The 8,348-nt window shown below is 64.1% G+C and carries 8 protein-coding genes and 1 tRNA gene; 1 reads left to right on the top strand and 8 read right to left on the bottom strand.

All coding sequences use genetic code 11. The annotated features are described in order from the left end of the window. Window positions 1–69 precede the first annotated feature (69 nt). The 8 genes from VJ307_00300 to VJ307_00335 all read right to left on the bottom strand — a co-directional run bounded on the left by VJ307_00300 (window position 70) and on the right by VJ307_00335 (window position 7,384). A tRNA-Ala gene (locus VJ307_00300) sits at window positions 70–145 on the bottom strand. A gap of 128 nt (window positions 146–273) precedes the next feature. Next, window positions 274–885, bottom strand: a complete 612-nt coding sequence (gene metW, locus VJ307_00305) for a methionine biosynthesis protein MetW (GenBank protein ID HJX72565.1) — start codon at window positions 883–885, stop codon at window positions 274–276. Continuing rightward, window positions 885–2,057: a homoserine O-acetyltransferase gene (locus VJ307_00310; GenBank protein ID HJX72566.1), complete on the bottom strand. Its 1,173-nt coding sequence runs from the start codon at window positions 2,055–2,057 to the stop codon at window positions 885–887. Before VJ307_00310 ends, metW begins: the two co-directional genes overlap by 1 nt. A gap of 238 nt (window positions 2,058–2,295) precedes the next feature. Beyond that, entirely contained in the window at window positions 2,296–3,477 is a 1,182-nt protein-coding gene (locus tag VJ307_00315) for an ATP-binding protein (protein ID HJX72567.1), read from the bottom strand. 570 nt (window positions 3,478–4,047) lie between these two features. Beyond that, window positions 4,048–4,644 (bottom strand): CoA pyrophosphatase, encoded by a 597-nt coding sequence (locus VJ307_00320; GenBank protein HJX72568.1) that lies wholly within the window; start codon window positions 4,642–4,644, stop codon window positions 4,048–4,050. An 83-nt stretch (window positions 4,645–4,727) separates the two neighbouring features. Then, a complete protein-coding gene (locus VJ307_00325; protein ID HJX72569.1) occupies window positions 4,728–5,171 on the bottom strand; it encodes a GNAT family N-acetyltransferase in 444 nt (147 codons plus the stop codon). Then, the gene (locus VJ307_00330; protein ID HJX72570.1) at window positions 5,168–6,439 is read right to left on the bottom strand and encodes an NAD(P)/FAD-dependent oxidoreductase; all 1,272 of its coding nucleotides are present in this window, start codon (window positions 6,437–6,439) and stop codon (window positions 5,168–5,170) included. The genes VJ307_00325 and VJ307_00330 overlap by 4 nt, the downstream gene beginning before the upstream one ends. A 48-nt stretch (window positions 6,440–6,487) precedes the next feature. Continuing rightward, window positions 6,488–7,384 carry a phosphoribosylaminoimidazolesuccinocarboxamide synthase gene (locus tag VJ307_00335; GenBank protein HJX72571.1) on the bottom strand — a complete coding sequence of 299 codons (897 nt, stop codon included), beginning with the start codon at window positions 7,382–7,384 and terminating at the stop codon, window positions 6,488–6,490. 660 nt (window positions 7,385–8,044) lie between these two features. Here VJ307_00335 and VJ307_00340 point away from each other — a divergent pair. Next, window positions 8,045–8,348: hypothetical protein (locus tag VJ307_00340; GenBank protein ID HJX72572.1), on the top strand; the 304-nt coding region annotated here is incomplete at its 3' end.

An 8,348-nucleotide genomic window follows, 5' to 3' on the forward strand; every position in this document is an offset into this window, starting at 1 on the left:
AAACCGCACCCCCCGCGCAACCGGGAAGAAAAAGGGGATCAGCGGAACTCGCTAACCCCCTGCAAATTCTGGTGGAGCTGATCGGGATCGAACCGACGACCTCCTGAATGCCATTCAGGCGCTCTCCCAACTGAGCTACAGCCCCAATATGTAACAAATTACCTTAGAGTATGGACGCCGAAAAATCAATCCCCCTTTTTCCCGATTGCCCCGGCCCCGCGCGTTTCGATACGGCCCGCGGGCCGTCCGCGGCGGCGACGCCGCCCGGACGACCTAACTCTTTTTCGCCGAGAGAAGGTAGACGGCGTTTTCCGCGAACATGTTCGGCCGGACCCCGCGAAGCACCCGTCCGCCCCGGTCGGTGGACAGGTAGACGGTCTTCTCGATCGTCACCCCGTTCTTCGCGCAATACTCGGTGAAGTCGAAAATCGAGCAGAAGTGGATGTTCGGCGTGTCGTACCACTCGAACGGGAGGAACTCGGTCTTCGGCATCCGCCCGAAGGTGAACAGGTAGAACCGCATCTTCCAGTAGGCGAAGTTGGGAAATCCCACGATCCCCTTCTTCCCCACGCGCAGGATCTCCGAGAGGACCACGTCGGGTTTTTTCACCGCCTGGAGCGTCTGGTTGAGGACGACGTAGTCGAACGAGTTGTCCGGGTAGTCGCGCAGTCCCTTGTCGATGTCGCCCTGCATGACGGTGAGACCCTTGGCGATGCAGGCACGGACCCCCTCCTCGGAGATCTCGATCCCGCGGCCGGTCACCCCTTTCTGGCGGACGAGCTTCACGAGGAGCGACCCGTCGCCGCACCCCAGGTCCAGGACCTTCTTTCCCGCCGGGATGAGATCGAGGATGACGCTGTGGTCGATCCGCGCCCCTTCGGCCATTACGAGGACGCCGCCTCGCGGAGGCCGCTTTTCTCCGCGACGTTGGCGAGGAAGTTCGTCAGGATCTTGGACATCTCCCCCTCGTCGAGCAGGAAGGCGTCGTGCCCGTACCGCGAGTCGATCTCGCAATACGTCACGTCGACCCCGTTGATCATCAGCGCCTTCACGATCTCCCGGGCCTGGTAGGGGGGATAGAGCCAGTCGGACTTGAAGGAGATGATGAGGAACTTCGCCTTCGCCCCCTCCACCGCCTTGACGAGGGAGCCCTCCGGGAGCGACAGGTCGAAGTAGTCGATCGCCTTCGTGATGTAGAGGTACGAGTTGGCGTCGAAGCGGTGGACGAAGGTGTCCCCCTTGTACCGCAGATAGCTCTCGACCTCGAAGTCGACGTTGAAGTTGTAGCCGAACGACTTCTTCCCCCGGAGCTTCCGCCCGAACTTCTCGTGCATCGAGTCGTCGGACAGATACGTGATGTGGCCGATCATCCGGGCGAGGGCCAGCCCCTCCCGGGGAACCGTCTTCCCGTAATAGTCCCCCCCGCTGAAGTTGGGGTCCGCCATGATCGCCACCCGGCCCACCTCGTTGAAGGCGATCCCCTGGGGGGAAAGCTTCGACGTCGTCGCGATCGGGATCGCCGCGATCACCCGGTCCGGGTAGGAGACCGCCCACCGGAGCGCCTGCATCCCTCCCATCGAACCGCCCGTGACGGTGAGGAGCTTGTCGATCCCCAGGTGGTCGATCAGGCGGATCTGGGCGCTCACCATGTCGTGGACGGTGATCATCGGAAAGGAGAGGCCGTACTCCTTTCCCGTCGCCGGGTTGATCGAGGCCGGCCCGGTGCTCCCCTGGCACCCTCCGATGACGTTCGAGCAGAGGACGAAGTACTTGTCGGTGTCGAACGCCTTGCCGGGTCCGATGGTGTTGTCCCACCAGCCCGGGTGCTTGTCGTCTTCCGCGTATTTCCCCGCGGCGTGCGAGTCGCCCGAGAGGGCGTGGAGGATCAGGATGGCGTTCGACTTGTCGCGGTTGAGCCGCCCGTACGTCTCGTAGGCGAGCGTGATCGGCCCCAGCTTCGCCCCGGAGGAGAGCTCCATCTCGTGGGGAGGCTCGGCAAAGGTGTAGAACTGCTTCTTGACCAGGCCGACGGAGCCCGGCTCTCTCTTGTGCGGCACCGCTTTTCCCCCCGTGCCTTCCGGCATTGCCTTCGCGATAAAAACGTAATTTTATATTCTATGCAGGTGGCAGAAAGGGTGTCAATGGCAGGGAGATCCCAAAATCCACCGCCTGTCCTTGCGCAGAGGGGTTCCCAAGGTTCCCGCTCAACGCGATCATCGAGCGCGCCCGCACCAGCAGCGACAACGACGGATGACGGCCACTCACCCAGGGGAGATCGCGGGATATTGGGAGCGTCTACCCGATCAACCGGGGCGCCGGAGTCAGGAGAAACTCCTCCAACGGAATACCTTGGTCACCCACCGTGAGCTTTCGCGCCGCGGGATACAGCTTGCCGAACGCCGCCAGCCCCGGCAAGGACTCCTTCCTGCGGCTGCTCTTGACTTCCAATGCCACGACGGATTTTCCGGAGCGAAGGATGAAGTCGACCTCCTTCCCGCGATCCCGCCAATACGAAATCTCGACACCGGCGCCGGCGCTGCTGTTATGCAGGTGTGCGCCGACCGCCGATTCCACCAGCCGCCCCCAGTAATCCCGATTCCGTCGCGCCTCTTCGAAGGACAGGGGGGACTGCGCCGTCATGAGCGCCGTATTCAACACCTGCAGCTTGGGGCTGGACCCCCTCTGCCGCACCCGCCTTCCCGAAAACTTCGGGATTCCGGCTACCATCCCGGCCCCCGCAAGCAGGTCCAGGTAGTGTGCAAGCGTCGTCGTGTTCCCCGCGTCCTGCAACTGTCCCACCATCTTCTGGTAGGAAAGGACCTGCCCGGAATAGTCGCAGGCGAGATGGAAGAGACGGCGAAGCAGAGCCGGCTTGTCGATCCGGGTCATGAGAAGGATGTCGCGCGAGACGGTGGTCTCGATCAGGGAATCGACGATGTAGCGGGACCAGCGATTCCGGTCCCCGGTCAGGCCCGCCGCCCCCGGATACCCGCCGAAGTACACGTATCGCTCCACGTCCCATCCGAAGGCCTCGCGCATCTCTCCGAACGACCAATGCGTCATGGGGAGGATCTCGAACCTCCCCGCGAGGCTCTCCGTCAGTCCGCTGCGGACCAACAGCGGCGCGGATCCGAGGATGACCACTTGGAGCGGCTTGCCGCTTGCCGTATCCTCGTCCCAGAGGCGCTTCACGACCTCCGACCATTCGCCGATCTTCTGGATCTCGTCAAGGACCAACAGGGCGTCGCCCTCCCCTGCGCGAAGACGGCCAAGGTCCCACTGCTGCTCGATCCAGGTCCGGTCGCGAAGTGTCGGGGCATCGGCGGAGGCGTAGTGGGACATAAATCCCCCTGCTTCCATGACCTGGCGCGCCAGTGTCGTCTTCCCGACCTGCCTGGGGCCCGCCAGCACCTGGATGAACTTGCGCGGTTCCCGGATCCGGGAGAGCAATGTTTGAAAAGCGTGGCGCTTGAACAAAAATACCCCTTCTACTTCGATATATTAACGAATTGCTCAATGTCACGCGTATTTTTGCTCATTTATCGATGAAAGTCAACGGGGCGGGCTGTCCGTCAGCTCCCGCATCTTTTCGAGGAGCTTCCCCATCCCCAGGGTGTCCTGCCGGCGGTCCAGCCAAAGCGACTTGGGGCGGGGAGGCGACAGTCGCTGTCGTGGGTGAGCGGAAAGGAAGCGAGGCGGCAAAGTATCAGGGGGGGTCTTTCGGCGCAACTGATGGCAAATCGCCATCAGTTTCCGTTTTCTACCCCCCCCAATCCCTCAACCCATCCATGAGGCGGTTGACCCGAAAATCATGGTCGTTGTATAGACCCCTGTTGCGAATTTGGCACAAGACAAACCCGCCACCTGCGCCAGGTCCAGATACACCGGCAACCCGCCCAGCGCTGTCATCCCCGATTCCCTCATCTGCCCTTGATACTGGTAAGGAAGGACGCCTTGCGCCATAATAACTTCACCTCGTTGGTGATAGTTGTTTGCGCTACAAACATTCTATCTTCCTGATTCCTCAGGCCAACGAGGTTTTATTGTTTATTGGGCGGCGGATCGAGGGATCCCCTGGGTAAGCTCCGCCAGTCGGTGGAGGATCTTGGCCGTGGCGCCCCAGATCGTGTGGGGGCCGTAATCGAAGAAGTAGACCTTGTACTCCGCCCCCAGGAATGTGGTCTCGGCGCACCGGTACCGGTCGTATTCCGAAAAAACCGAGAGGGGCACCTCGAAGACCTCCGCCATCTCGAATTCGTCGAGGGAAAAACCGGTTTCCTCGGGGATCCGGACCGCGTACGGCTGGATGAAAAACCCCGTCACCGTCGGGACCGGCTCCATCGCGCCGATCAGCTCGACGCTCTCCCCCCGGATCCCCAGCTCCTCTTCGGCCTCCCGAAGCGCCGTGGCGAACAGGTCCGCGTCCCCGGGGTCCCGGCTGCCCCCCGGGAAACAGACCTGCCCCTTGTGGTGCGGGACGCGCTCCGTGCGACGGGCGAGGACGACCATGACCTCGCCGTTGCGGGCGCGAAGCGGAACGAGGACCCCCGCGGGCCGAAGCCCTGCCGGGGCTTCCCCGAGGGCGGCGACGGACGCGAGCACGCCTCGCAGCCGGTAGAAAAACAGATCCGCCTCCTTCCCCATGCCTTCTCCTCGAAGTTCCCCCGGGCAATGCCGAACGTCCGATCCCTCCCCGATGCGCCCCCGCGCGCCGGGAAAAAATCTACCTATTTCGGGAGTTCTACCCCTTTCTCCAGGATGATGAACCCGGACCGTTCGAACCCCAGGGCGCGGAAAAAGGAAACCAGACCGCCGTCGTTCCAGTTCACCATCGTCATCACCCGCTCCACATTGTGATTGCGAAAGTAGACGTGGAGTTTCTCGATGAGGGCCCGCGCGACCCCTTTCCCGTGGTACGCCGGGTCGACGCCGACGATCTCGATCCAGCCGCTTTTCGGGATGGCGAACTCCCACCCGCGGATCTCTCCGAGGATGAAGCCGATGATTTTCCCCTCTTCCTCGGCCACCAGGCACCCCAGGGGGTTCCCCGTCACGTGATCGATGATCCGGGCTTCCCACTGCGCCTCGTGCGGGCGTCCGGTGATCTTCTCGTCGATCCGCAGGACCTCCTCCGCATCCTGGGTCCGCATCCTCCGCACCGTGACGCTCATGCCCACCTCTTTTTCTGGTCCAGGATGTAGTTCCGGACCACGTCGGCAAACACCCGGGGCCGGACGTACTGCCGGAAGATGTTCCGGAAGGAATCGTGCCCGGACACCGCGTTGAACAGGGCGTCGTGCACGCCCTGGTCCACCTTCGCCATCGAAAGGATCGTCCCGAGCATTCCCGTGATCTCCCCCGCCTTGCACAGGTGGCGCATCCACGTCCCGTAGAGGTAATCCTCCCGGAGGTTTCGGGTCCGCTCCTCGTACAGCCGGAAGGAGGCGGCGCCGATGCCGTGCTCCACCATCGTCTCGGCCGCCAGGATGCCGGTATGGATCGCCAGGTTGATCCCCTTCCCCTTGAAAGGGCGCATCCATCCGGTAGCATCCCCCACCACCAGATACCGGTCGCCCGTCGTCCCGCGGGCGGGCTTTCCCGGGAACTTCCCCCGGTACACCTCCTGGCCGTCGAGGGCGAGCGGCGGGAGGTGGTCCCGCACGATGGCCAGCGACAGGAAAGCGAACATGTCCTCCACGGTGGCGCGCCGCCCGGCCACGTTCACGATGATGTGGTCCCCCTTGGGGGTGATCGCGCCGAAATCCAGGTTGGGGATCCCCGGGGGAAAGAGGTAGGCGTAGATGATGCTGCCGAGCATCTTGTCGATGAAGGTGCGGTCCGTGGTGATCTTCACCACGAAGGTGTGCATGTATTTGCCCGGCCTGCGGTACCGGCCGCCGGTGGACATTTCGAAGACGCTCATCATCCCGTCGTCCAGCCCGAACGCCGCCACGATCGCGTCCGCCTTGAGCATCCCCCCCTCCGTGTACAGAAAGACCCGGTCCCGTCCCTTGGCGGGAAAGTCGATCGCCGTGACCCGGCTTCGGGAGACCTCCACCCCTTCCTTCTCCGCGCTGGCCAGGAGAAACCGGTCGAACACGACCCGGCGCACGGCGTAGGTGGCGCCGCCCCGGTGGGGACCGACGAGCAGGATCTCCTTCCCCCCCGTATGGAGCCGGTACCCGGAGATCTGGCGCTTGAAGATCTCGTAGGGGAGCTCGATGTCGAGGCGGCACTGGAGAAGTTCCTCGATGGGCGGGGAGAGGACCCCGGCGCACTGGTTGTAGTGGCGCTCGAAGTCCTTTCCCTCGAAAAGGACGACGCGCAGGCCGAGTCCGCGCTCGCGGGAGAGGCGGGCCAGACGGATGGCGGTCGCGCACCCCGCAGGGCCGCCGCCGATGATCGCCACCGTCTTGCCGCGAATTTCCTCGCTGGCCAATTTCCGTGTCCCCTGGAGACTATTGTAAATCAGGCGGGCCGGCTCACCCTACTCGATATCCCTTCCCGTCAGGATCTTCAGGGCTTCCCGATATTTTTCCGCCGTCTTCCCGATCACGTCCGCGGGAAGCTTCGGCCCGGGCGCGGTCTTGTTCCACGGCAGCGTCAAAAGATAATCGCGGACGAACTGCTTGTCGAAGCTCTGCGGCGGGCCGCCCGGCCGATAGCTGTCCGCGGGCCAGAACCTCGAGGAGTCGGGCGTCAGCACCTCGTCGATCAGGATGAGGTCCCCGTCCGCCAACCCGAACTCGAACTTGGTGTCGGCGATGATGATTCCCCTTCCCCGGGCGTAGTCCGCCGCCCTCCGGTAGATCTCCAGCGAGATGGTGCGCACTCTCTCGGCCATCTCCCTCCCGAGAACATCGACCATCTTCGCGAAGGGGATGTTCACGTCGTGCTTCCCCTTCTCCTCCTTGGTGGCGGGGGTGAAGATCGGCTCCGGAAGCCGGGACGACTCGGGCAGCCCTTCGGGGACCCTGATCCCGCAGACCTCCCCCCGCTCGCGGTATTCCGACCATCCGGATCCGGAAAGGTAGCCGCGCACGACGCATTCGACGGGAAGCGGTTTCGCCTTGCGGCAGAGCATCGAGCGTCCCGCGATCGCCTTTTCGTGGGCCCTCGCGGCGGGCGGATACTCCCCCACATCGACCGAGAGCATGTGGTTGGGAACGATGTCCGACAGCTTCCGGAACCAGAAGGCGGAGATCTGGGTGAGCACCTTCCCCTTGCCGGGAATCCCGTCCGGAAGAACCACGTCAAAGGCGGACAGCCGGTCGGACGCGACCAGCAGCAGCTTGCCGTTCACCTCGTAGATGTCCCTCACCTTTCCCCGTCCGAGCAGGGTCAGGCCGGGAAGATTCGTCTCGACAACCGCATGAAGTGACATACACGACGCCTCCGAGGGAAGTAAAAGAAATATCTTAGTATAGTCGAAGGCGGAGGGCCACATATTCCGTGGGCACATATTCCGTGGGCTGGGGCACTCCTGGGCGGGGACACTCCTGCTGTGCGGGGACACTCCTCTCCCGCATACCGGATATGAATCAGGAGTGTCCCCGGGGGATTGCGGCGGGCGGAAGGACCCTGGCTCGCGGGGGATTCCCCTCGGCTACGCTCACGACCTTCGCCCGCTCGCTGCCGTTCCGCTCGCCGGACCCGCAACCTCGCTCCACAGGCCGCCTCGCGGAACCCCCCGCATCGCCCCGGGTCCTCGGTTGCCGACGCCCTCGCATCGGGGCGCGCCATGGGCGGAGCAGCCGAGGAAGGGGGGCCGGCCTCCCGGGCTCCATTCCCGGAAGGTCCCGGCATTCGAGGACCGCGGCATCCCCGCCGGCTTCGTTGCACGGCCTCTTCCGGAACGGAACCCGAGACGCCGGGCGGAGCTTTCCGGGAGGGAGGTCAAGCGCAGACTTGCGGGTGGTTCGCAAGTCGAGCGACGAAGCGAGCGACCCCCCTCCGAGGATGCGGAAGCCGATTACGCCCCGGTCGGACGGCCGAACTGTCTGTATAATGAGGGCGCACCGGACGAAGGGGAGGAGGGGCCGGGATGGGCGACAGACCGAAAGTGGTGATCACGCGGAAGTTGCCCGGGGTTTCCCTGTCGAGGATCGGAGAGAAGGCGGAGGCGGTGCTGTCGGACCGCGACGGGCCGATGCGCCCCGACCGGCGAGGCGCACGACCGATGCGTACCCACAGCGGTACGGTGAGGGCGTGCAACGAAGCCGGCGGGGATGCAGCGGTCCTCGAATGCCGGGATCTTCCGGGAATGGAGCCCGGGAGGCCGGCCCCCCTTCCTCGGCTGCTCCGCCCATGGCGCCCCATTGCGAGGGTGCCTGCGACCGGGGACCCGG

Source organism: Candidatus Deferrimicrobiaceae bacterium (genome assembly GCA_035256765.1).
GTDB lineage: Bacteria > Desulfobacterota > Deferrimicrobia > Deferrimicrobiales > Deferrimicrobiaceae > CSP1-8.